A 22574-nucleotide genomic window follows, 5' to 3' on the forward strand; every position below is an offset into this window, starting at 1 on the left:
CCCGTGGCTGTGAACTCCATCGACACCGCACCCGGCGAAGCCGTCTTCGCCGCCGTGGATCTCGGCGCGACCAGCGGCCGGGTGATCACCGGCCGGGTCGGGCCGGGAACGCTCGAACTGACCGAGGCGCACAGGTTCGCCAACACACCGGTGCGCCTGCCGGACGGTCTGCGCTGGGACGTACTCGCCCTGTACCAGGGCATGCTGGACGGGCTTCGGGCTGCCGCGCGCTCGGGTCCGGTCGCCTCCGTGGGCGTCGACACCTGGGCGGTGGACTACGGGCTGCTGGACGCCGACGGAGCGCTGCTGGGGCTGCCGTTCCACTACCGGGACGAGCGCAACAGCCGGGCGTCGGATCGGCTGCCGGACGGCTGCGGTGTGCGGGAGCTGTATGCGGTCAGCGGATTGCAGCACCTGCCGTTCAACACTGTGTTCCAGCTTCTCGCGCACCGGGCGACGGCCCAGTGGGGGGCGGCTCGGACGCTGCTGCTCATGCCGGATCTGCTGGTGCACTGGCTGACCGGATCGGTGGGCGCGGAGATCACGAACGCGTCGACGACCGGTCTGTTCGACGCACGCAGCGGTGACTGGTCCGATGTGTTGATCAGGCAGTTGGGGCTGGAGCGATCGCTCTTCCCGCCGCTGCGTGAGCCCGGCGATCCGGCGGGGACGCTGCTGCCGCACGTGGCCGATTTCACCGGTCTGCCGACGGGCACCCCGGTGACGACGGTCGCCTCGCACGACACGGCGTCGGCGGTCGCGGCAGTCCCGGCCCCGGCAGCGGAGTTCGCATACATCTCCTGCGGCACCTGGTCGCTGGCCGGGCTGGAACTGGATGCTCCGGTGCTCTCCGAGGAGTCCCGGGAGGCGAACTTCACCAATGAGCGCGGGGTGGACGGCACGGTCCGCTATCTCCGCAACATCATGGGCATGTGGCTGCTGGAGGAGTGCCGCAGGGCGTGGGACCGCGCGGGCCTGTCCCTCGGACTGGCGGGTCTGCTTGCCGACGCGGCCGCGTCGGAGCCGTTCGCCGCGGTGATCGACCCGGACGACGCGTCGTTCCTCGCACCGGGTGACATGCCGGCCCGGATCGACGCGTATCTGCTGCGGACGGGGCAGGCGCCGCCGCGGACGCCAGGCGGGTACGTGCGCTGTGTGCTGGAGAGTCTGGCGCTGGCACACCGCAGGACGCTGCGCAGGGCAGCCGAGCTCGCCGGGCGCGACCCGGTACGGATCCACCTGGTCGGCGGCGGTTCGCGCAACGAACTGCTGTGTCAGTGGACGGCCGACGCGAGCGGCCTTCCGGTGACGGCGGGACCCGCGGAGGCCACGGCGCTCGGCAACATCCTGCTCCAGGCCCGCGCCCACGGCCTGGTGGGTGACCTCGCCGGTCTGCGACGGCTGGTCGCCCGTACCCAGGAACTGCGGCACTACGAGCCGCGGGGGGACCGGCGTGCCTGGGACCGCGCGGAGGCGCGGCTCGGGCCCTCGGCCGGTGGCGTGGACGCGGGAGCGACGCCCGGGCCGAAGGACGGAAAGGTCTGACCGTGCCCCGGCCGGGACCGTGGGCGTCCGACCGCTGTCGCGGCGGAGTCCACGGATGTCCGGCCGTGGCCCGGCGCGGTCCGGAGCATTCGGCGCAGCAGTGGTTCCGTCGGCGCGGCCTTCGATCCCGTCGGCGCAGTACCGGGTCCCACCGGCCTCAGCCGGTCACCGTCGTGGCGGGGCCCACGCCTGGACCGAGACCGAGTTCGCCGTCCCCCAGCGGTGCGAAATGGCGTGCCACGTCCTCGTCGGTGACCTCGGCCAGTTCTGCCGGGCTCCACCGAGGGTTCCGGTCCTTGTCGACGATCTGGGCGCGCACCCCCTCGATCAGATCGGGCCGGGTGAAAGCGGTGGACGAGACGCGGAACTCCTGGTCCAGGACTGCTTCCAGGCTGTCGAGACGGCGCGCGCGGCGGATGGCCGCGAGCGTCACTTTGAGTGCCGTGGGCGACTTGGCCAGGATCGTCGTCGTGGCCTGCTTCGCAGCAGGCACCCCGCAGTCGTCGAGGCGCTCGATGATCTCCTCGACCGTGTCCGCCGCGTAGCAGGCGTCGATCCAGTCGCGGTGCCCGGTCAGCTCTCCGCCGGGTGCGGTGCCCGCGAACCGCTCCGCCGTCGCGACAACGGCCTCGGGCGTGGTGCACGTGTCGAGCGCTGAGATGAAGGCGGGAACGTCCTCCGACGGTACGAAGTGGTCGGCGAGGCCGCACGCGAGCGCGTCGGCCGCGCCGACCGCGTCGCCGGTGAGCGCCAGGTGGGTGCCGAGTTCACCGGGGGCGGCGCCGAGCAGGTGGGTGCCGCCGACGTCCGGGACGAATCCGATGCCGGTCTCGGGCATGGCGATGCGGGAGCGCTCCGTGACGATACGGAGCGACCCGTGGGCCGACACGCCGACCCCGCCGCCCATCACGATGCCGTCCATGAGGGCGACGTACGGCTTGGGAAAGCGGGCGATCCGGGCGTTGAGCCGGTACTCGTCACGCCAGAAGTCCAGTGAGGTCCGGCCGCCGGCCAGGGCGTCGTCGCGGATGGAGCGGATGTCGCCGCCCGCGCACAGTCCCCGCTCCCCCGCACCGGTGAGCAGCACCGCGACGACCGAGCCGTCGTGTTCCGCGGCGTGGAGTGCCTCCCTCATGCGCAGCACCATGGCGTGGTTCAGGGCGTTCAGGGCGCGCGGCCGGTTCAGCGTGACGTGGCGGATGCGTCCCTCGGTGTGCAGCAGGACGGAATCCTCGTGGTTCATGCGTGCGCTCCGGTCAGCCCCAGTGCCATACCGTCCGCCGGTCACGGACGATCTTCCCCTCCCATTGTGCGCGGCGGTCCGGGGGGTGTGGCAGGGGGGCGCCCGGGAACTCCGGGCGGAGCGCCGTACGGCGGGGTTCCCGCTGTGGCAGACGTACCGAACCCGCCAGACAATTGAGTCACGCCGTACGGCAGCCCAGCCGGACGATCCTCGGAGCACGAATGACCGATCACGACCGGCCGCCATTCATCCCCGTCCCGCCCCGCCTGTTGGTCGAGAAGACACACAGCAGCGAGACGGCGACGGCGGAGCGGCTTGCCATGAACCGCACCGGCAGTTTCGAGTGGGACCTGGACGCCCGGACGCTGGACATCGACGAGGCGGGACTGCTGGTCTTCGGCCTGGATCCGGCCGTGTTCGACTCACGGCCCGAGTCCCTCATGGAGCGGCTCGAGCCATCGGAACGCATCCGCCTCGATGTGGCCATCGATGAGGCCATCAAGGGTGGGAGCTCCTCCTACAGCATCCATTTCCGGGTTCCGCTCGAGGACGACAGCGATCAGTGGACCCACGTCCAGGCACGGATCCTGCGCAGCGCCGACGGCCGGGCGCACCGCGTGATCGGCCTGGTGCGGGACGCGACGGCGGAAGTCACCCATTCGGCCTTCGTACTGGAACTGGAAAAGCGCCGCCAACGACAGACCGACATAGTTGAGCGAACAACCAGTGCGTTGTCGCGCGCGGTCACCGTGGACGATGTGACGGCTGCGCTGACCGGACCGGGCGGACTGGCGCGGCTGGGCGCCGACGGGCTCGCGCTCGGCCTGCTGGACAACACCACGCTCAACGTCATCGCACTGAGCGGCGAGTCGCTCGAGGTCGTCGACGAGCTGGGCTCGGGCCGGCTCGACCCGAAATTCCCCCTGGCCGACACCGTCCTCAGCGGACGACCACGGTTCGTGAGCTCACTCGGCGCGCTCACTCGGCGCTATCCGGTGCTGGAGCCGTTCGTGGGACAGCTCAAGTTCCAGGCTGCGGCCTATCTGCCCCTCATCGCCCAGGCCCGCACCCTCGGCGGCCTGGCCCTCTTCTACCGCGAACGCACGGCCTTCACGGCCGACGAACGCAACCTGTGCCTGGGGCTGGCCGCCATTGTCGCCCAGTCCCTCCAGCGGGCAACGCTGTTCGACGAGGAACGCGAATTCGCCACAGGGCTCCAGTCCGCGATGCTGCCCCGCCGGATCCAGGACATCGAGGGCGGCGAGATCGCCGTCCGCTACCACGCGGCGTGGAGCGGCCGTCAGGTCGGCGGTGACTGGTACGACGTGATCGCGCTCCCCAAGGACCGGTTCGGGATCGTGGTCGGTGACGTGCAGGGCCACGACACGCACGCGGCGGCGATCATGGGCCAGCTGCGCATCGCGCTTCGGGCGTACGCCGCCGAGGGTCATCCGCCCTCGACGGTGCTGGCACGGGCCTCGCGGTTCCTCGCCGAGCTGGACACGGACCGGTTCGCCACCTGTACGTACGCCCAGGTCGATCTGGGCACCGGCACCGTGCGGGTGGTTCGGGCCGGCCACTTCGGTCCGCTGATCCGGCACATGGACGGACGCGTCGGCACGCCGCAGGTGCGCGGCGGCATACCGCTGGGTATCGCCACCGACTTCGGCGACGAGGAGTTCCCGGAGACCCGGCTGGATCTGGTGCCGGGCGAGACACTTGTCCTGTACACCGACGGACTGGTGGAGGAGCCGGGCGCCGACATCGACGCAGGGGTGCGCACGCTCATCAACGAGGTCAGCGCGGGGCCGGCGGCTGCCGAGGCGCTGGCGGATCATCTGTCGGACCGGCTGTGGGAGCGCTGGGGCTCGGGCGACGACGTCGCGTTGCTGGTGCTTCGGCGCAGCCCCGACCCGGGGTCACCACGGGCACCCCGGCTGCATCAGTACATCCACCAGGCCGATCCCGAGGGGCTCTCCGACGCGCGGACGATCGTGCGTCAGGCCCTCACCGACTGGGACATGGCCGAACTCGCGGACGACGCCGAGCTGGTGACCGGTGAACTGCTGGTGAACGTGCTCCTGCACACGGAGGGCGGCGCCGTACTCACCCTGGAGGTGCTTCCGGAACCGGTGCGACGGGTCCGGCTGTCGGTGCAGGACCGCTCCAGCGCATGGCCCCGGCGCCGCACACCCGGTGAGACCGCGACCTCGGGCCGGGGGCTGCTGCTCCTGGACGCCGTCGCCACCCGCTGGGGCATCGAGCCCCGCGGCGAGGGCAAGGCCGTCTGGTGCGAGATCGGTCCGGCGGCGGCGCCGCCCGAGTCCGCCGCGGTCCGCAGGAACGCCGCAGAACCCGCAGAGCCCGCCGGCCCAGCCGGCTCGGACCGTCCCGGCGATGACTCCACGGACCGTGCCGGCTCCGCGGGCGGGAAGCGCTGAGCGGACAGCAGCGAGGGGCGTGCCGTCTCGTCCCGCAGGACACGGCACGCCCCTCGGCCGGAACCCGGGCGCGCTGAGTGCGCGCCCGGGCGACCGGACTGCGTCAGTGCTGGGCGGTGCGACGCTTGCGCACGGACCACATGATGCCGCCACCGGCCAGCAGCACGGCAACAGCCGCACCACCGATGATCGGCGTGGCGGACGACGAACCGGTCTCGGCCAGATCCGGCGAGCTGGGGCTCGGCGTGGCTGCGGCAGGCGCAGACGACGAAGCGGTCTCACTGGGAGTGGCGGTCGGCGTGGGCGTCGCCGTGGTGGGCGTCTCGGACGGCTTCGTCTCGGTCGGCGTAGGCGTGGGCGTCGGCGGCTTCTCCTCGCACACCGGCGCCTGCTTGCTCTCGTCGCGCGAGTACTGGTCGCCGTCGCCTGCCTTGACGACCAGACGGACCGTCAGCGCCTTGTCGTGCTCGGGCAGGGTGAGCGTCTTGTCGATCCCCCTGCCGAAGGTCTCCGTCGGCAGGAGGTCCTTTCCGTCGACGGTGACGGTCACCTGGTTGGTGACGTTGTCGTTGTACGCGGTCAGGTGCAGGTTCACTTCAGTACAGGTCACGTCCCAGGTGGGGGTGTGAGCTGCGGCCGGACCGGCGGTGAGAACCGCACCGGTCAGGCCGACAACCGCAGCGGCGGCGAGGGTTCCCGCAGCACGCCACGATCTCCTGGGTATGGTCATGGATTCTTCCTCCGCAAATGTTTCATCGCCCGAATGGCGGTGGGGCGCACAGTACTGCCCCCGTCCCCCATGTGTGCACCCGCCCCACATACCATTCGGCGTCACAACTAGCCGCACTTCGTCGCTGCTTGGGGCAACACGGACACTGATGCCGACGCCCGGTCCGCCCGGCCGTGGCGCGAAGTGAACGTCCGGCGCCGGACCGTGTCCATGGGGACGATCCGCAGCCACGACCCCACCCGGGTCCGTCAGAGCGGCCGGTGCATGATGTGCAGTCCCACGAACCCCTTCTTCGGGTGGTTGAAGCCCTCCGGCAGGGTCCCCAGAACCTGGAAGCCGAGCGAGCGGTAGAGCCCGACCGCGGCGGTGTTGCCCTCCACGACCGCATTGAACTGCATGGCGCGGAACCCGGCCGTGCGAGCCCAGTCGATCGTGTACTCACACAGAGCCCGCCCCACGCCCTTCCCTGAGTGCCGGGGATCGACCATGTAGCTGGCACTGGCAACGTGCGAGCCGTTGCCCATCTGGTTGTTGTTCATCTTCGCCGTGCCCAGGACGCTGCCGTCTTCGTCGACCGCGACCACCGTGCGGTTCGGGCGCTCCAAGAGCCACCAGTCGAGGGCGTCGGTCTCTCCGAGATCGAGGGGGTAGGTGAACGTCTCGCCTGCGGCGACGATTTCGTGGAAGAAGGGCCAGATGACAGGCCAGTCCTCAGCGGTTGCTTCCCTGATCAGCATGGTGCAAAGAATGCCTGGCCCGGGTGGCGGTGGCGAGCCGGTTCCCCGTGCGGCCGCCTGTCCGGCGAGGACGTCGGCGCCCAGGTGTCCTGCGTAGGCGGAGCCGGGTCAGCAGACCTGGCCCGCCACGGCCGCTGCCCGCGCCGCCCTGCCCGCCGTGCTCCGGCATGACCGACTCCGGTCGTTCGGCGGCATTGTCCCCCGATCCCGGCGGCCCCGCGGGTTCGGCCTGTGTGTCCCCCGATCTCACTGACCCCACCGGGGCCACCGGGGCCACCGGGGCCACCGACACCGCTGGTTCGACCAAGGCCCCTGATTCGCCCGCAGCCACTCCGTCCGGCTCGTCGGCCGCTCCGGGCCAACGCTCCTCTCCTGGGCGCGGGGCCGGCCGCAGTTCGCGTGCGCTGTCCAGCTCCATCCCGAGGGTGACCCTCCGCCAGAGGATCTCGTCCGGTTCATCGGCGAGCATCAGCTGGGCCATGGCCTCGCGCCCGGCAGCCGACCCCCGTTGACCGAAGACCGGTTCGGGCCGGATCCGGCCGAAGTAGGAGCGCTCGTACGGATCATCGACCACCTCGCCCAGCTGGACCGGGTCCAGTGTTTCCGCGACGACGGCCGCACGGGCCCAGGGGTCCTCGGTAAGGGTCAGCAGCCGCTCGATCCGGCGCGAGCGCCAGTTGCGCGCCCGGCAGTCCGTGCCCGCGTCCAGTCGGCTGCGCATCCAGGACGGGCTGTTGCCCACCAGAAGCTCGGGTGACCGGGCGGCCAGTCCGCCCAGCTCCTGCACGAGGTAGAGCCACACCACGGCACGGTATCGATTGAGGTAGAACGCGACCGGCGTGACACAGCCCGCGCGCGCCAGCCGAGTGAAGCGGACCGGACTGATCCCGAGCAGCCTCGCCCCTTCCGCCGTCCCCACCGTGCGCACCCGCTCCCGCAGCGTCTCCGGGAATCCGTCCTCCGACTTGAGGCGGTCGATCTCCTCCGGACAGACCCTGGCCCGCCCGCCTGCTTGCGGCACGTCCACCCGGACGATGCCGAGGTGCACCGCCAGGCCGAACTCTCCGCGCTTCAGCTCCAGTTCCGCGGCGGCCCTGCTTACGGTGACCATGCGAGCGCCGTCATCGCGCACCGCTTCCGTCATCGGCATGATGATTCTCCCCCGTGAGACTCGGATACTCTCCGTGACCACGGTAGCCCTGGAAAGGCAACTGCCGCCCGCCCTGTGGATAACTCCAGGGCCGGGCGGCAGCACCGACCGGGCCGTCAGACCCGCTTGACCCCCATGCCCCCGTCCTGCCGTGCGGCCACTCCGAGATGCTCCCCGACTCTGTTGACCAGCAGCGTCATCTCGTACGCCACCTGACCCACGTCGGCCTCGGCCTCGCTCAGCACACACAGGCAGCTACCGTCTCCGGCGGCCGTCACGAAGAGCAATGCCTCGTCGAACTCCACCATCGTCTGCCGGGCCTTTCCGGCACGGAAGTGCCGTCCCGAGCCACGGGCGAGGCTGTGCAGTCCCGACGAGACGGCGGCCAGGTGTTCCGCGTCCTCACGTGCAAGCCCCGTGCTCGCTCCCGTCACCAGGCCGTCGTTCGACAGCACCAGGGCGTGCCGTATGTGCTCCACCCGGCTGGTGAGATCGTCAAGCAGCCAGTCGAGTCCCCTGTCCAGCGCCATTCTGTTCCTCCCCGCTCATACGTTCCCCGTGCCCCACTTGTGCGCAAGCCTTACGCACCGGTCACGTACGGGCAAGCGCCCAGCTGCGCAACAGCGCGGCGGGATCAGGCCATGGCGGCTCAGCCCACCGAGTCGAGGAGCCGTGCAGTGTGCATCCGGCCCGCGTACTCGACCATCCGAATCAGGACCTCCTTGCCGGAATCCCGGTCTCTCGCGTCGCACAGCACCACGGGCGTTCCGGGATCGAGGTCGAGGGCGCGCGACACGTCCCGTTCGCCGTACGAACGCACCCCCGCGAAGCAGTTGACAGCGACGACGAAGGGGATGCGACGGTGCTCGAAGTAGTCGACTGCCGGGAAGCAGTCCTCCAGCCGCCGGGTGTCCGCCAGGACGACCGCGCCGAGTGCACCTTGGGAGAGCTCGTCCCAGAGGAACCAGAACCTGTCCTGCCCCGGGGTGCCGAACAGGTACAGGGAGAGTCCGGATCTGATGGTGATGCGTCCGAAGTCCATGGCCACGGTGGTGGTGGTCTTCTGGGCGACGCCGTCGGTGTCGTCCACCGACTGTCCGGCCTCACTGAGGAGTTCTTCCGTACGCAGGGGCCTGATCTCGCTCACCGCGCCGACGAGCGTCGTCTTGCCGACCCCGAACCCGCCCGCGACCAGGATCTTCAGGGCCAGGGCTTCGGTCGGGGCGGCCCCGGCGGTCTCGTCCCGGGTGCTGTCAGCGTGCTCGGTCGACATCGATCACTTCTCTCACCAGTGAGCCTCAAGACGCCGACTGCGCAGGTCAGAGCCATCTTGAGTGGTCTCGGATTCAGTGAATCAGCGGCAGGCGTACGGCGACAGCATGGCAAATCAGCCCCTGCCTCGTGGGGTGCGATCGCATTTTTGGGGATGTGACTGTTTCGGGCCGCTCTACGCCTGGAACGGTACGAATTTCAGTGTGATTGTCAGCCATTCGATTATTCTTGGCCGATCACCACGTGCAGCCCTTCCCTGGCGGCCGTGTTCCTGCTCCCGTCGCAGTTGCTCCTCACCCAGCATTCCGAGGCCGAGCTCTATGTCGCGACGAGTTCGCCCGCGACCGCGGCCGACCGGTCGTCGCGGAGACCGGGCATCAGGCGGACAGCCTGCGCCGCGTAACGACGGGCACGGAACGGATCGGCCTCCCACCGGCTGATCTCCGCCAGTACGAAGCGGGTCCACGCGTCGGCCTGGGCGTCGGGGGCGGTCGGAGTCCACTCCCCTGAGGTCGCAAGCCCATCCACGGCCGCTTCGGGCTCGGCGCCTGGACGAGGGCCAGCGCGAGCAGCGCCTCCGACGGCGGACCTCGCGGCGGCTCCCCCATCGTCCACCTGCGCGAGACGGTCGAGTTCATGTCGATCACCGGACCGCACGGCCTCGCGATCGCCCTCACGCTGCGCTCGCTCGAAGACCTGCCGGCCTGTGCGTCCACCCTCATGCGGCGGATGCCAGGACTCAGGATCGCGGACTCGTCAGTCGTCCCGCACTGCCACAAGTTCGCCGCGCAGGTGCTCGGCCCCGACGGCCGCCGGACCCGCACCGTGCCGCCGGACATATGGACCCGGCCGGTTCCGCTGCCGGCGGCACGCTGACCGTACGGCTGCGAGCGGGCCCGGGGGGCTTCGTGTCCGGCGCCTACACTGGTCGTCTCGGGTGCGAGGAGTCGGCCCACGCGGACAGGAGAGCAGAAGTGTCGACAGGTGCCGGCGGCGGTTTCCAGGATCCGCCCGCGGATGTGCTGGCCCAGGCAGCTGCCGCCTTCGGTCTCCTGGCCACCCCGGCCCGGCTGCACATCATCTGGGCTCTGGACCAGGGCGAGAGCGATGTGACCGGTCTGGCTGAGCGGGTCGGCGGCACGCTCCCCTCGGTCAGCCAGCATCTGACGAAGCTGAAGCTCGCCGGTCTCGTCCGCTCCCGACGCGAGGGCCGCCGCCAGGTGTACCTGGTCGATGACCCCATTGTCGTGACGGTGGTGCGGTTGATGGTCGGCCAGCTCGCGGAGCGGTCCGGGCACCAGGCCTCGCACCCCGTGCATCTCCGTGAACTCGGTGCCTGAGAAGGCTGCCGCTGCGGGATCCGGGCAGACCGGCGAGCCGTCGTCCGTGGCCGTACCCTTGCCCGGCGCCGCTTCCGCTGCCGCACGGCGGCCCACCCCACCGACTTCGCTCCAGGTGCTCCGCTCGCTGGACAGCGGGCCTCGGGGACTCCTGGAACGGGAAGCGCAGAAGCGGCTGACACGGTTCGGCGAGAACACCCTCCCTGCCCGGCGCCCGGTCCCCTGGCCGCGGCGGTTCCTGCGGACCCTGCGGGACCCCTTCACTTCGGTACTGCTCTGCCTGGGGCTGGTCTCGGCCCTGGTGAGCGCATGGGGCACAGCTGCCGTCACCTCGGCGCTCGTGATCGTCAGCTGTCTGCTGCGTTCCACGGAGGAACACCGGGCCGACCGGGCAACGGCCGCGCTGCACGAGCTGGTGGCGACGACCGCGACGGTGCTGCGCCGCCACGGCTCCGACGCGGTGGCGCAGGCCCGCGAACTGCCGGTCGGGGAACTCGTGCCGGGTGATGTGATCCGGCTGGCCCCGGGCGATCTCGTCCCCGCCGACGTGCACCTGCTGCGGGCGAGCGGCCTGACCGTGCACCAGTCGGCCCTCACCGGGGAGTCCGCGCCGGTCGTGAAGCAGCCCGTCGACGCACAGGCCCGGTGTGCGGCCGGGACCGGGCCGCCAGGCGCGCCCGACACCGGGGACGACCTGTTCGCGCAGCGTCAGTTGTGTTTCCAGGGCAGCAGTGTGGCGTCGGGCAGCGGTACGGCGGTGGTGGTGGCGACCGGTGGCGGCACCCGGTTCGCCGCCGCATACGACCGGTCGGCGCGCCGCCGTGGTGCGAGTGCGTTCGACCGCTCCGTGCGGGGTATCTCCTGGACACTGATCCGGTTCATGCTCATCACTCCGCCGCTGGTCCTGATGGCCAACGCCGCGCTGCGCGGACGCGGTCTGGAGACCTTGCCGTTCGCTGTCGCGGTCGCGGTAGGGCTGACGCCCGAGATGCTGCCGGTCATCGTCACCACGGTGCTCGCCCGGGGCGCCTCGCTGCTCGCCGGCGACCATGCGGTGATCGTGAGACGGCTGCCCGCGCTGCACGACCTGGGCGCGATCGATGTGCTCTGTCTGGACAAGACCGGCACCCTCACCCAGGACCGCCCGGTCCTTGACCGGACGGTCGGTCCCACGGAAGAGCCCGATCCCCTCGTGCTGCACTGGGCGGCCGTCAATGCGCTGTGGACGCTGCAGCTCGCCGAACTGCCGGCGCCGGACGCCCTCGACGAGGCCGTGCTGGACGCCTGGGACCAACAGGCCGGGCCGGATGCGGTGGCGCTCCTGCCTGTCGAGGAGTACGACGCGGTGGCCGCGCTGCCGTTCGATCCAGTACGTCGTCTCTCCACGGCGGTCGTCCGTCCTCCCGGCCGGTTCGCAACCCACGTCCTGGTGACGAAGGGCGCGGTGGAGGCCGTCCTGGAGCGTTGCGATCTGGACCCGGCCGAACGGAACCGTCTGGGTGCGCTGGCGGCGCGCGAGGCCGCGGACGGTCTGCGGCTGCTCGCCGTCGCCCGCACCGAGCGGCCTGCCCGGCTCGGTCCGTACACGCCGGCCGACGAGCGCGGGCTGACCTTTCTCGGGTTCGTCGCGCTGCGCGACGCGCTCACTCCGAGCGCCGCCGACGCCCTTGACGTACTGGCCCGCCGGGGTGTCGCGGTGAAGGTCCTGACCGGCGACCACCCGGGCACCGCGGCCCGTGCCTGCCGGGATCTCGGCCTCGACCCGGGGCAGGTCCTGTCCGCCGGGGAGATCGACGGTCTGTGCGACGAAGAGCTCGCCGGCGCGGCCGGACGGGCGATGGTCTTCGCGCGCTGCACCCCTGCGCACAAGGCCAGGATCGTCGACGCGCTGCGTTCCTCGGGGCACACCGTCGGGTTCCTCGGCGACGGTGTCAACGACCTGCCGGCCCTCTACGCAGCTGATGTGGGCATCTGCCCGCGCAACGCGGTGGATGTGGCACGGGAAGCCTCCGACGTCGTTCTCGCCGAGAAGGACCTCGGCGCCATCGATCACGCGATCACAGCGGGCCGCCGCAGCAGCGGCACCATCGCCACGTACCTGCGCATCACACTCTCGTCGAACCTCGGCAATGTCATCGCGATGCTCGCCGCCGGTCTGCTGCTGCCCTTCCTCCCCATGCTGCCGGCGCAGGTACTGGTCCAGAACCTGTGCTTCGACGCGGCACAGCTCGCGTTCGCCTTCGACCGGCCCGCACCCTCGGTCCTGAGCCGTCCGACGGTGCTGCGCCCCCGGGACTTCCTCCGCTTCATCACGGCCTTCGGGCTGCTGAACGCCGCCGCCGACCTGGCCACCTTCGGCGTGCTCGCCCTGGCCCTGCACGGTTCGGCGACGGACGGCCAGGCAGCCTTCCACGCCGGTTGGTTCACCGAGAACCTCCTCACACAGGCCCTGGTGATGCTGCTCCTGCGCACCGGCCGGCGAACCGCGCAACGGCGCGGCGGCGGGCCCCTGCGGGCAGCGGCGGCCGGTCTGGCGGCCGTCGGTGTGCTCCTGCCGCTCACCGCGCTCGGGCCGCTGCTGGGGATGGGCGCCCTGCCTCCGGTCTATTTCCTGTTGCTCGCCACCGTCCTCGCGTTGTACGCATGTGGTCTCGGATGGGCGCGCAAGCGCTACGAACGGAACCGGAGGAGCTCATGACGGTGAGTACGGGCCGCACCGCCGCCGGATCCGCCGACGGCAGCCCGGTGCGGGTGCGCCGGGCCACGCTCGCCGATGTCGGCGAGCTGGTGCGCATGCGGGCCCTGATGCTCGCCGACATGGGGATGGACGTCGGGGACGACCGCGCTCCCTGGCGCGCGGACGCGGCGCGATGGTTCACCGACCGGATGCCCCTGACCGACGAGTTCGCCGCATTCCTCGTCGAGGATGCGGAACTGGGCGTGGTGGCGTGCGCGGTGGGGGCGTGCGACGCGCATGCGCCGAGTCCGGCCAATCCGAGCGGGCTGCACGGGCACGTGTCCAATGTGGCCACGGATCCGCGGCGGCGCAGGCGCGGGCATGCCCGCGCCTGCGTCGAGGCACTGCTCGCCTGGTTCCACCAGGAGACGCGGGTGACGGTCGTCAATCTCAACGCCACGGGGGACGGGGCCGGGTTGTACGAGTCGTTCGGGTTCGCGCCGCCCCGCCACCCTTCGTTGCAGCTGCGGACGGCCCTGCCACAGCGCTGAGCCGTCCACGCCGGTCTCAGCCGTAGGAAAGGTCACTGCACGGGTCGTCGTCGGCGGAGCGCGCCTCGTCGGCGACGGTGGACGGCACGGTGTCGGGCTTCGGTGACACGGGGGCGGCCGAGGGGTTCGCGGCGAAGTCGCTGCCCACGATCACCTGGATCCCGGGCTGACCGGACTCCGTGGTCCGCGCGCCCCCGAACAGCCGGGCCGTGGTCCCCGCCGCGCCCTGCAGGCCGGGGCCGTAGGTGACGACGGTCCGTGCCTGGTCCTGGGAGTTCGCGGTGGCCGTGCCGGTGACGGTGAACCCGTGTGTACGCAGGAGTTCGGCGGCCCGGGCAGCGAGCCCGGTCACCGTGGTGCCGTTGTAGACGGCCACGTCGATGCCCTCGCCCGAGACGGGACCCGTGAGTGAGGGTGACGCGCCGGGTGCGGGCGTGGAGCGCTTTGCCTCGGACGTGCCCGCGGCGTCCTGGCCGTCGATCGTGCGGTCGGCCTTCAGCGCCGCCCACAGCGCGTCGGCCTCCGGTTCCACGATGGCGACGCGGGCTCCCTCGTAACGCCAGGGAACAGTGACGAACTTGGTGTTGTGGAGATCGATGTTCTTCATCGACATGGCGAACGACAGGAGTTTGTCGGCCGAGCCGAGGCCGGGGTCGACGGTCATCGCGTCGGTCGCCGCGTTGGCCAGCGGCAACAGGGTGGTGGGGTTCAGGCCACGGGACTTCACCTTCTTGACGAGGGAGCCGACGAACGCCTGTTGCCTCTTGATCCGGCCTATGTCGGAGCCGTCGCCGATGCCGTGCCGGATCCGTACGTAGTCCAGTGCACGCTGTCCGGAGACCGTCTGGGGCCCCTTGCCGAAGACCAGTTCGCCGCGGGTGGGGCGCTTGGGGTTCAGGTCCCGCTGGTAGATGTCCTGCGGAAGGCACACGGGCACTCCGCCGACTGCCGAGGTCAGCGCGGAGAAGCCGGCGAAGTCGACCACGACCGTGTGGTCGACGCGCAGACCGGTGAGGTGCTCGACGGTGTTCTGGGTGCAGGCCGGGTTGCCCTCGGCGGTCTCCCCCACGGAGAACGCCCCGTTGAACATGACGTGGTGCTGAGGGGTCGTCCAGTCGCCGTCGGGCTTCTTGCAGGCCGGAATGTCGACCAGCGAGTCACGGGGGATGGAGACGGCCACGGCGTGTCTGTGGTCGGCGTAGACGTGCAGCAGGAACGCGGTGTCGGAACGGCCGACCGTACCCGTGCCGCCGCCGAGTCCGCTGTTGTCGCCCGACCGGGAGTCCGACCCGATGACGAGAACGTTCTGCCCTGCGGATGTGTCGGGCGGCCGGTCACCGGAGATCCCGTCGGCACTGAACGTATCGATGCTGCCGGTGAGTTTGAGGTAGCCCCAGCCGACTCCGGCGACCAGCAGGACGAGGAAGGACAGCCCGATCAGAGCCGTCCGCCGCAGGCGGCCTCCCCTGCTGTTGCCGGCTGCCCCCTTGTGACTGCCCGTCATCGACCACCCCGTTCGTCCGGCTGCCATGGAGGAGGACCGGCACCGGCCTCACATGGTTGTACAGTTGCGCAATGTAGCAAGTGTTGGTGTCCGCGTGGATCAACGGCCCCGTCCATCGTCGGTCCGATCCCCTGTCCAATAACGCCTGCTGGAAACATTGACCGGAAGACGTCTCAGGAAAGGGCGTACCGCACATGCTGCGCAACGGCCTCGAACCATGGCACCTGTTGATCGTGGCGATCGTCGTGCTCGTGCTGTTCAGTTCGAAGAAACTGCCGGACACCGCCCGCGCTCTGGGCAAATCCATGCGAATCCTGAAGAGTGAGGCCAAGGCCATGAAGGAGGACGCACCACCGCAGGTGGCCGGCAGCGACTCCCGCGACCACGCCACCACTTCATGACTTGCGCAATCAGGGAACCATGGGGGAAGGGCCGCCGTCCTCTTCGGTGGCGGCCGAAGGAACGCCGATCAACGGATCACCGGATCATTGGAGGAAGCTCATGGGTGTGACCCTGGCCAAGGGTGGCAACGTCTCCTTGTCGAAGGAGGCACCCGGCCTGACCGCGGTGACGGTGGGCCTGGGCTGGGACGTACGGACGACGACGGGCGCCGATCACGACCTCGACGCCAGCGCGCTGCTGTGCTCGGACGCCGGCAAGGTGCTCTCGGACCAGCACTTCGTCTTCTACAACAACCTCAACAGCCCGGACGGTTCCGTCCAGCACACCGGTGACAACCTGACCGGCGAGGGCGAGGGCGACGACGAGTCCATCAACGTGGACCTGGCGGGCGTCCCCGCGGATGTCGCCAAGATCGTCTTCCCGGTCTCCATCCATGACGCGCAGAGCCGTGGGCAGAGTTTCGGCCAGGTGCGCAACGCGTTCATCCGCGTGGTGAACCGGGCCAACGGCGTGGAGCTCGCCCGCTACGACCTCAGCGAGGACGCCTCGACGGAGACCGCGATGGTGTTCGGCGAGCTGTACCGGCACGGTGCGGAGTGGAAGTTCCGCGCAGTGGGCCAGGGTTACGCCTCCGGACTGGCCGGAATCGCGTCGGACTACGGCGTCAACGTGTGACCGTCCGGCACGACATCTCGCAGCACTCCCGGGCCCCGGCCCCGCCCCGGACTTCCGGAGGCGGACCGGGGCCCGGCCGCGTCACCCGCCTTCGCCGCCCTGCCCCGCTCCGGCCGGGATCCGGCTGATCCTGCTCGGCCACCAGGCCCTGGGGCCGATGTCCACGACCAGGGCGGGGGCCAGGAGCGAACGGACCACCAGCGTGTCCAGCAGCACGCCGAAGGCCACGATGAACGCGATCTGAGCGAGGAACGCCAGGGGAATCACGATGAGCGCCGCGAAGGTGGCGGCCAGCACCACTCCGGCCGACGTGATGACCCCGCCCGTGCTGACCAGCCCCCTCAGCACTCCCTGCCGGGCCCCGTGCTCCAGCGCCTCCTCCCGGACGCGGGACATCAGGAAGATGTTGTAGTCGACGCCGAGGGCCACCAGGAAGACGAATCCGTACAGCGGCACGGACGCGTCCGTGCCGCTGAATCCCAGGACGTGTTTGAAGACCAGCGACGAGACCCCGAGGGTCGCGAGGAAGTTGAGGCCCACCGTGGCCACCAGCAGGACGGGGACCAGCACCGACCGCAGCAACCCCATCAGGATCAGCAGAATGATCACGAGCACCACCGGCACGATGATGCCGCGGTCGCGCTCGGCGGTCTGCTGCGTGTCGTACTGCTGCGCCGTGTAGCCCCCGACGAGCGCCTCGGCTCCCCCGACGCCGTGCACGGCGGTACGCAGACGCTGCACGGTCGCCTTGGCCGCGTCGCTGTCCGCGGCATCGTCCAGGGTCGCGTCGATGCGTACCCGGCCGTCGACCACCAGGGGCGGCCCCCCGCCCGGGGCGCCGGAAGCGGTGACGGGTGCCGCGGCGGCGACACCCCGGGTTCCCGCGGCCGCGGCGGTCACCTCGTCGACGCGGTCGGCCGCCGCGACGACCACGGCGGGATTGCCGGAGCCGCCGGGGAAATGTCTGCCCAGCGTGGCCTGGGCCGAGACGGACGGGGCATCGTTCACGAAGATCTCGTCCAGGGGCACGCCCTGCGACTTGAGTGTGGGTGCGAACGCCGCGCAGGCGACGAGGACCAGGGTCGTGGAGACCCACACCCTGCGCGGGGACCGGTCGACGCGAGTGGCGACCCGGCGCCAGATGCCGCGCCCGCCCGACTCCGCGTCCGCCGGACGCGGCCCGGCCGGCCAGTAGGCGGCCCGGCCGCACAGGACCAGCACCGCGGGAAGGAACGTCAGCGTGCTGAGCACCGCGCAGACGATGCCGATGGCTCCCACCGGCCCCAGGGCCCGGTTGTTCGTCAGATCGCTGAGCAGCAGGGCGAGGAGACCCAGTGCCACGGTGGCGGCGCTGGCGGTGATCGCGCCGAAGGAGCGGCGGAGCGCGGCGAGGGCTGCCGCCGTCCGGTCGCCGTGCCGGGCGAGTTCCTCCCGGAAGCGGGCGGTGAGGAGCAGGGCGTAGTCGGTGGCCGCCCCGATCACGAGAATGGACAGGATGCCCTGGACCTGCCCGTCCACGCGGACGACGTCCTGGTCCGCGAGGACGTACACGACGGCGCAGGCGAGGCCGAGGGCGAGAACGGAGCTGAGGATGATCAGGAAGGGCAGCAGCAGGCTGCGGTAGACGAGCAGGAGGATCACCAGCACGGCGGCCAGCGCCACACCCAGGAGGAGCCCGTCGATCCCCGCGAACGCGTCCTTGAGGTCTGCCTGACTGGCGGCGGGCCCGGCGATCTCCGCCTTCGTACCCGGCACGGAACCGGCCGCGGCGCGTACCCGGTCGAGGGTGTCCGGCAGCGCGTCACCCAGATCCGAGCGCAGTTGCACGACGCCGGAGAGCGCCTCACCGTCCGCGGAGGGCCTCGCGGCCGACGGCGCGCCGACCACACCGGGTTGGCCGGCCAGGGAGGCGAGCGCCCGGGTGGCGGCCTCCTGCCCGTCGGCGGGGATCCCGCTCGCCCCGCCGGTCCACACGACGATCGCGGGTACAGTCCCCGACTTCTGGAACGCCTTCTGCGCCTCGGACACCTTGGTCGACTCGGCGCTGCGCGGCAGGAAGGCCGCCTGATCGTTGGTGGCCACCTCGCCGAGCTTTCCGGCGTAGGGACCCAGCGTCCCTCCGATGCCGAGCCAGACGACGAGCAGGGCTACGGGCACCAGCCATCGGACGATGCGGTGCCGCGGTGCGGGCTTCATTGCTTCCCCATGGGTCGACGCACGACAGATACTTCTCGGCCATTGATTATCTCAATGAGTGAGAGATATTACTCTGGGGGTATGCGCACCGCAGACAGAGGCCCGGACAGAGACATGAGCGACGGTCCCACCGGGCTCCAGTCGTTCGCTGTGCTGCTGCGCCGTATGAACGGCGAGTTCAATCGCATCACCCATGAGTTCGCCCAGAACCAGGGCCTCCACCCGACGGATGTGCAGGCCCTCATCGCCATCTTGGACGCCGATCACGGCGAGGAGGGCTCGGTCATGACCCCCGGACGGCTGCGCGAGCAGCTGGACCTCACCTCGGGTGCGGTGACGGCGTGTCTGGACCGGCTGGAGCGTGCGGGTCACATCCACCGTGTCAGGGACGGCGGCGACCGCAGGGTGGTGCGTCTGCATTACGCCGCCGCGGCCAAGCTGGTCGCCCGCGACTTCTTCAGGCCGCTGGCGGCAAGCACCGATGCGGCCCGTGGCCAGTTCGACGAGGACGAACTGCACGTCGTCATCCGCTTCCTGGAGGCCATGAACGACGAGCTCACGCAGCTGAGGGGCAGCAAGCGGCAGCCGTAGGCAGAGGGCCGCCCGGGGACCGGCCGCCCTCAGAGCGCGCGAAGGCCGTTGATCACCTCCCGGAGGATGCGTTCATCGGGCAGCTGGGCAGGCGGCACCGGGCGGCTGACCGTCACGTACCCCGATTCGAGCAGGTCTCCGAGCAGAACGCGCACCACGCCGACCGGCAGATCGGCGTCGGCGGAGAGCTCGGCGACCGACTGTGTCTCGGTCCGGCAGAGGGTCAGCAGCGTCCGGTGCTCCGGCCCCAGCAGTGTGTCCTCGGAGCTCCCGGTCACGGTGTCGTCGAAGGTGACGAGCGCGATCAGATCGAAGCGCGCGCCACCGGGACCCGGTTCGGTCCGGCCACCGGTCATGGCGTACGGACGGACGAGCGGGCCCGCGTCGGCGTCGTACCACTGGCTGCCCGGCAGCTCGTACGGGTCGGGGGCCTCCGGGCCCCTGGTGCTGGACACTGATCTCCCAGCCCCCTTCAGCCGGCTGCCGACGGGTGCTCGGCGAAGCGCGCCGGGGTACGCAGGTGCTCCCCGACCCGCTTGACGAGTCGGGCCATCTCGTAGGCGACCAGGCCGATGTCGGCGAACGCCGTGCTGAGCACGGCAAGGCACGACCCCTCCCCCGCGGCGGCGACGAACAGGAATCCGTCGTCCATCTCGACCATCGTCTGGCGCACGTCTCCCGCCCGGAAGTGCCGTCCCGCCCCCTTGGCGAGGCTGTGGAAGCCGGAGGCGACCGCGGCCAGGTGCTCGGCGTCCTCGCGGCTCAGCGCGCTGGACGCGCCGACCGCAAGCCCGTCACCGGAGAGCACGACCGCGTGCCGGACCTCGCCGACGCGGGTCACCAGATCGTCCAGCAGCCAGTCGAGTTCACCGGATCGGCGGGGCACCCCGGGCCTCTCGTTCGCGATCATGCAGGATCTCCTTCGCTGAGCGGGCTGGGTTCGGTGGTGCTCGGGACTGCTGCCGGGGCCCCCGGAGCGGCTCCGCCGCCGCGTACCCAGCCGGCCCGGTAGGCGGCCATACGGTCCCTGGCCTGCTCCGGGGTGCGTTGCGCGGCCGTGTCCTCGGCCGGTCCGTCGGCCCGCGGCGGTTCGGGCCGTGGTTCTTCGCGCAGTTGCGGTACGAGGCTGGCCTGCCGCACCCGGCGGGGCAGGGTGTCGTCGTCCTGTTCCCCGGCCGGCGGCCGGGGTGCCGGCCGGGTCTCGTCCTTGTCGTCGGCCCGGCGGGGGCGCAGCGAGGTGACCTGTGCGGCGGGGCCCGTGCGGGACTCCAGCGCCGGAACCGGAACGGGCGCGGGAAAGGCCGTGTTCTGGGGACGTACGGCCCGGGGACCTGGTCCGAACGAGGTGCGTTCGGACGCGTCCCGGCGCTCGACGGAGGCCTTCTGCGGCGCCGGCTGTTCCTCGGCCGGCGGCAGCGCGGTCTGCAGCAGCGCCGTCGGCAGCAGGACCACCGCCGTCGTGCCGCCGTACGGGGAGGTGCGGAGCTGGACCTTGATCCGGTGCCGTACGGCGAGCCGGCTGACGACGAACAGGCCGAGCCGGTCGCTGTCGAACAGGTCGAGTGCCTCCGCCTGCTCGATGCGGCGGTTGGCATCGCCGAGCAGTTCGGCCCCCATGCCGAGGCCCCGGTCCTCGATCTCCAGTGCGTAGCCGTTGCCCACGGGTTCGCCGGTGATGCGCACCTTGGTGTGCGGGGGTGAGAACTGTGCGGCGTTCTCGACCAGTTCGGCGAGCAGGTGGGTGAGGTCGGCGACAGCCGTGCCCTTCACCGCGGCGTCGGGCAGCCTGCTGACCTCCACCCGGGCGTAGTCCTCGATCTCGGAGACGGCGGCGCGCACGACGTTGGTCAGGGACACGGGCATGCGCCAGGCCCTGCCGGGGGCCGCGCCGGACAGGATGATCAGGCTCTCGGCGTGCCTGCGCATCCGGGTGGTGAGGTGGTCGAGGCGGAAAAGATCGCTCAGCTCGTCCGGGTCGTCGGCGCGACGCTCCATGCTGTCCAGGAGGTTGAGCTGACGGTGGACCAGCACCTGGCTGCGCCGGGCGAGGTTGACGAAGACGCCGGAGATCCCGTCCGCGAGCTCGGCCCGTTCGACCGCGGCGCTGAGGGCGGCCCGGTGGACCGTGCCGAGGGCCTCGCCGACCTGGCCGATCTCGTCCTGGGAGGCGAGGCCCGGCGGCGCCTCGGCCCGGATGTCGAGCTCTTCGCCCGCGCGCAGCCGTTGCATGGCGAGGGGCAGTTTGCGCCGGGCGATCTCCAGGGCGCTGTTGCGGAGGCTGACGAGTTCCACGACCAGCGCGCGCCCGATGCGTACGGAGATCACCAGGGACGCGGCGACGGCGACGCAGCCGAAGATCACGGCGGCTCCGGACGGGCTGAGCAGTCCGTGGGCGAGGGGGTCCGCGCGGTCGGCGGCACGCTCACCGGCACCGGTGCCGATGCTGTGCAGTTCGCCGCGGACGTCGTCGGCGGCGCGCTGCCAGTCGGTGGCGGGCACCGCCAGAGCGGCCTCACGGCCGGGCGCCGCTGCGAGCACCTTGTCCTCGGCTGCCTGGATGCCGCGGTAGGCGGGCCGGGCGGTGAACTCCCGCCAGGCGGTGCGCTCGGTGGCGGGCAGGTCGACGCCGGCCGTCTCGGTGAGGCTGCGCCGGGTGTCGACCGCGCCGGTGAACAGCCGCAGCGACCGGTCCTTCAGGGTGCCGACGCGTGCCGCGGTGGCCAGCAGGGCGTCCTCACGGGCCAGCATCTCGTCGGCGCGGGCGAGTTCGAGCAGGACGCGGGCGTCGGAGCCGAGGGCGTCGTCCTGGATGCCGGTGAGGGCTCCGGAGACGGCGAAGGCGGCGCTGACCGCCGAGGTGTAGCGGTCGTACACAGCGGCCTCGTCGGACCCGGCACCCTTCCGGGTCCCGTTGTCCGCCCGCAGGTCCTGCGCGAGGCTGAGGAAGCGGTCGAGCCGGCCGGCCACTCCGCCGGGGAGGTTGCCGGTGTCGGCGATGGTGTGACCGTCGTCGAGCCGCAGCTCGTCGAGGGCCGTGTCGGTGCGCCCGGCGCGCTCGTCCATGGCCGAGGCGTGTGCGCTGCTGGGTTCGGCGGCCTGGAGCATGGCCGCCTTGCGTTCGTTCTGGAGCGCGGAGACCGCCACCGCCACCGGAGCCCTTACCTCTTCGTCGACGCGTTGCAACTGACGCAGCCGTGCCACGTCCTGGGCCGTGGACACAGTGGCGAAGCCCCATAGGGCCAGCAGGGAGACGACGGGCAGCATGAGCAGCGAGATGATCTTCGCGCGCACGGTCCTGGGGCGCAGCGTCCGGCGTCCGCGCGAGGCGGATATGCCGTACGCGGGCAGCAGACCGTCGTGCTCGGCGCTTTCGTCGGCCGGCGGTCCTGCGTGCGCGCGGCGGCCTCGGGCCGGCGGCACCGACGGGATGCCGTGCCGGGCATCAGAGGCACCGGGGTCCGGGGTCGTGCGGGGTGGGCGCATGGACTCCTCGATCCGGGTCGGAGCTGGGTGGGTGGCG

At 71.1% G+C, this 22574-nt stretch carries 21 protein-coding genes; 9 read left to right on the forward strand and 12 right to left on the reverse strand.

Annotated elements, in window-relative coordinates:
- The first annotated feature begins 18 nt into the window (after window positions 1-18).
- The gene (locus SH922_RS01135; protein WP_393063430.1) at window positions 19-1545 is read left to right on the forward strand and encodes a rhamnulokinase family protein; all 1527 of its coding nucleotides are present in this window, start codon (window positions 19-21) and stop codon (window positions 1543-1545) included.
- 157 nt (window positions 1546-1702) lie between these two features.
- Here the strand turns inward: SH922_RS01135 and SH922_RS01140 are convergent, their stop codons facing one another.
- Window positions 1703-2788, reverse strand: coding sequence for an enoyl-CoA hydratase/isomerase family protein (locus SH922_RS01140; RefSeq protein WP_393053483.1), 1086 nt, complete (start codon window positions 2786-2788; stop codon window positions 1703-1705).
- A gap of 221 nt (window positions 2789-3009) precedes the next feature.
- On the opposite strand from SH922_RS01140, the gene SH922_RS01145 reads away from it, so the two are divergent.
- Window positions 3010-5229, forward strand: a complete 2220-nt coding sequence (locus tag SH922_RS01145; protein WP_393053486.1) for a SpoIIE family protein phosphatase — start codon at window positions 3010-3012, stop codon at window positions 5227-5229.
- A 103-nt stretch (window positions 5230-5332) separates the two neighbouring features.
- On the opposite strand, the gene SH922_RS01150 is transcribed toward SH922_RS01145, so the two are convergent.
- The 6 genes from SH922_RS01150 to SH922_RS01175 all read right to left on the reverse strand — a co-directional run bounded on the left by SH922_RS01150 (window position 5333) and on the right by SH922_RS01175 (window position 9646).
- Window positions 5333-5959, reverse strand: coding sequence for an LAETG motif-containing sortase-dependent surface protein (locus tag SH922_RS01150; protein WP_393053488.1), 627 nt, complete (start codon window positions 5957-5959; stop codon window positions 5333-5335).
- A 248-nt stretch (window positions 5960-6207) separates the two neighbouring features.
- A complete protein-coding gene (locus SH922_RS01155) occupies window positions 6208-6696 on the reverse strand; it encodes a GNAT family N-acetyltransferase (RefSeq protein WP_393053491.1) in 489 nt (162 codons plus the stop codon).
- Window positions 6671-7846 (reverse strand): DUF6397 family protein, encoded by a 1176-nt coding sequence (locus SH922_RS01160; RefSeq protein ID WP_393053492.1) that lies wholly within the window; start codon window positions 7844-7846, stop codon window positions 6671-6673. Before SH922_RS01160 ends, SH922_RS01155 begins: the two co-directional genes overlap by 26 nt.
- Before the next feature lie 116 nt (window positions 7847-7962).
- Window positions 7963-8376: a roadblock/LC7 domain-containing protein gene (locus tag SH922_RS01165; RefSeq protein ID WP_393053495.1), complete on the reverse strand. Its 414-nt coding sequence runs from the start codon at window positions 8374-8376 to the stop codon at window positions 7963-7965.
- 119 nt (window positions 8377-8495) lie between these two features.
- Complete coding sequence (locus tag SH922_RS01170) at window positions 8496-9119, reverse strand: ATP/GTP-binding protein (protein ID WP_393053498.1); 624 nt, start codon at window positions 9117-9119, stop codon at window positions 8496-8498.
- Between the two features lie 317 nt (window positions 9120-9436).
- Window positions 9437-9646 carry a hypothetical protein gene (locus SH922_RS01175; protein ID WP_393053501.1) on the reverse strand — a complete coding sequence of 70 codons (210 nt, stop codon included), beginning with the start codon at window positions 9644-9646 and terminating at the stop codon, window positions 9437-9439.
- A gap of 108 nt (window positions 9647-9754) precedes the next feature.
- Here SH922_RS01175 and SH922_RS01180 point away from each other — a divergent pair, with 108 nt between their 5' ends.
- The 4 genes from SH922_RS01180 (at window position 9755) to SH922_RS01195 (ending at window position 13686) form a co-directional block, all read left to right on the forward strand.
- Window positions 9755-9994 carry a hypothetical protein gene (locus tag SH922_RS01180; protein ID WP_393053504.1) on the forward strand — a complete coding sequence of 80 codons (240 nt, stop codon included), beginning with the start codon at window positions 9755-9757 and terminating at the stop codon, window positions 9992-9994.
- A gap of 98 nt (window positions 9995-10092) precedes the next feature.
- Window positions 10093-10458, forward strand: coding sequence for an ArsR/SmtB family transcription factor (locus SH922_RS01185; RefSeq protein ID WP_393053507.1), 366 nt, complete (start codon window positions 10093-10095; stop codon window positions 10456-10458).
- A complete protein-coding gene (mgtA, locus tag SH922_RS01190) occupies window positions 10451-13156 on the forward strand; it encodes a magnesium-translocating P-type ATPase (RefSeq protein WP_393053510.1) in 2706 nt (901 codons plus the stop codon). The genes SH922_RS01185 and mgtA overlap by 8 nt, the downstream gene beginning before the upstream one ends.
- On the forward strand, window positions 13153-13686 hold the full coding sequence (locus SH922_RS01195; RefSeq protein WP_393053513.1) for a GNAT family N-acetyltransferase: 534 nt from the start codon (window positions 13153-13155) through the stop codon (window positions 13684-13686). Before mgtA ends, SH922_RS01195 begins: the two co-directional genes overlap by 4 nt.
- Window positions 13687-13702: 16 nt before the next feature.
- On the opposite strand, the gene SH922_RS01200 is transcribed toward SH922_RS01195, so the two are convergent.
- Window positions 13703-15190, reverse strand: coding sequence for an LCP family protein (locus tag SH922_RS01200; protein WP_393053516.1), 1488 nt, complete (start codon window positions 15188-15190; stop codon window positions 13703-13705).
- 194 nt (window positions 15191-15384) lie between these two features.
- Here SH922_RS01200 and tatA point away from each other — a divergent pair, with 194 nt between their 5' ends.
- Together tatA and SH922_RS01210 are read left to right on the forward strand one after the other, a co-directional pair.
- A complete protein-coding gene (gene tatA / locus SH922_RS01205; RefSeq protein WP_393053518.1) occupies window positions 15385-15591 on the forward strand; it encodes a Sec-independent protein translocase subunit TatA in 207 nt (68 codons plus the stop codon).
- 100 nt (window positions 15592-15691) lie between these two features.
- Window positions 15692-16267 (forward strand): TerD family protein, encoded by a 576-nt coding sequence (locus SH922_RS01210; RefSeq protein WP_393053521.1) that lies wholly within the window; start codon window positions 15692-15694, stop codon window positions 16265-16267.
- 81 nt (window positions 16268-16348) lie between these two features.
- Here the strand turns inward: SH922_RS01210 and SH922_RS01215 are convergent, their stop codons facing one another.
- Window positions 16349-18463 (reverse strand): MMPL family transporter, encoded by a 2115-nt coding sequence (locus tag SH922_RS01215; RefSeq protein ID WP_393053524.1) that lies wholly within the window; start codon window positions 18461-18463, stop codon window positions 16349-16351.
- Between the two features lie 81 nt (window positions 18464-18544).
- Here SH922_RS01215 and SH922_RS01220 point away from each other — a divergent pair, with 81 nt between their 5' ends.
- The gene (locus SH922_RS01220) at window positions 18545-19054 is read left to right on the forward strand and encodes a MarR family winged helix-turn-helix transcriptional regulator (RefSeq protein ID WP_393053528.1); all 510 of its coding nucleotides are present in this window, start codon (window positions 18545-18547) and stop codon (window positions 19052-19054) included.
- Window positions 19055-19083: 29 nt separating this feature from the next.
- On the opposite strand, the gene SH922_RS01225 is transcribed toward SH922_RS01220, so the two are convergent.
- The 3 genes from SH922_RS01225 to SH922_RS01235 are packed head-to-tail and all read right to left on the reverse strand — an operon-like array spanning window position 19084 to window position 22537.
- Window positions 19084-19509 carry a DUF742 domain-containing protein gene (locus SH922_RS01225; protein WP_393053531.1) on the reverse strand — a complete coding sequence of 142 codons (426 nt, stop codon included), beginning with the start codon at window positions 19507-19509 and terminating at the stop codon, window positions 19084-19086.
- A 17-nt stretch (window positions 19510-19526) separates the two neighbouring features.
- On the reverse strand, window positions 19527-19964 hold the full coding sequence (locus SH922_RS01230; protein WP_362547068.1) for a roadblock/LC7 domain-containing protein: 438 nt from the start codon (window positions 19962-19964) through the stop codon (window positions 19527-19529).
- Entirely contained in the window at window positions 19961-22537 is a 2577-nt protein-coding gene (locus SH922_RS01235) for a nitrate- and nitrite sensing domain-containing protein (RefSeq protein WP_393053534.1), read from the reverse strand. Before SH922_RS01235 ends, SH922_RS01230 begins: the two co-directional genes overlap by 4 nt.
- Window positions 22538-22574: the final 37 nt, after the last annotated feature.

It is taken from the genome of Streptomyces sp. LN549 (genome assembly GCF_043203805.1).
In the GTDB taxonomy this organism is placed as follows: Bacteria; Actinomycetota; Actinomycetes; order Streptomycetales; family Streptomycetaceae; genus Streptomyces.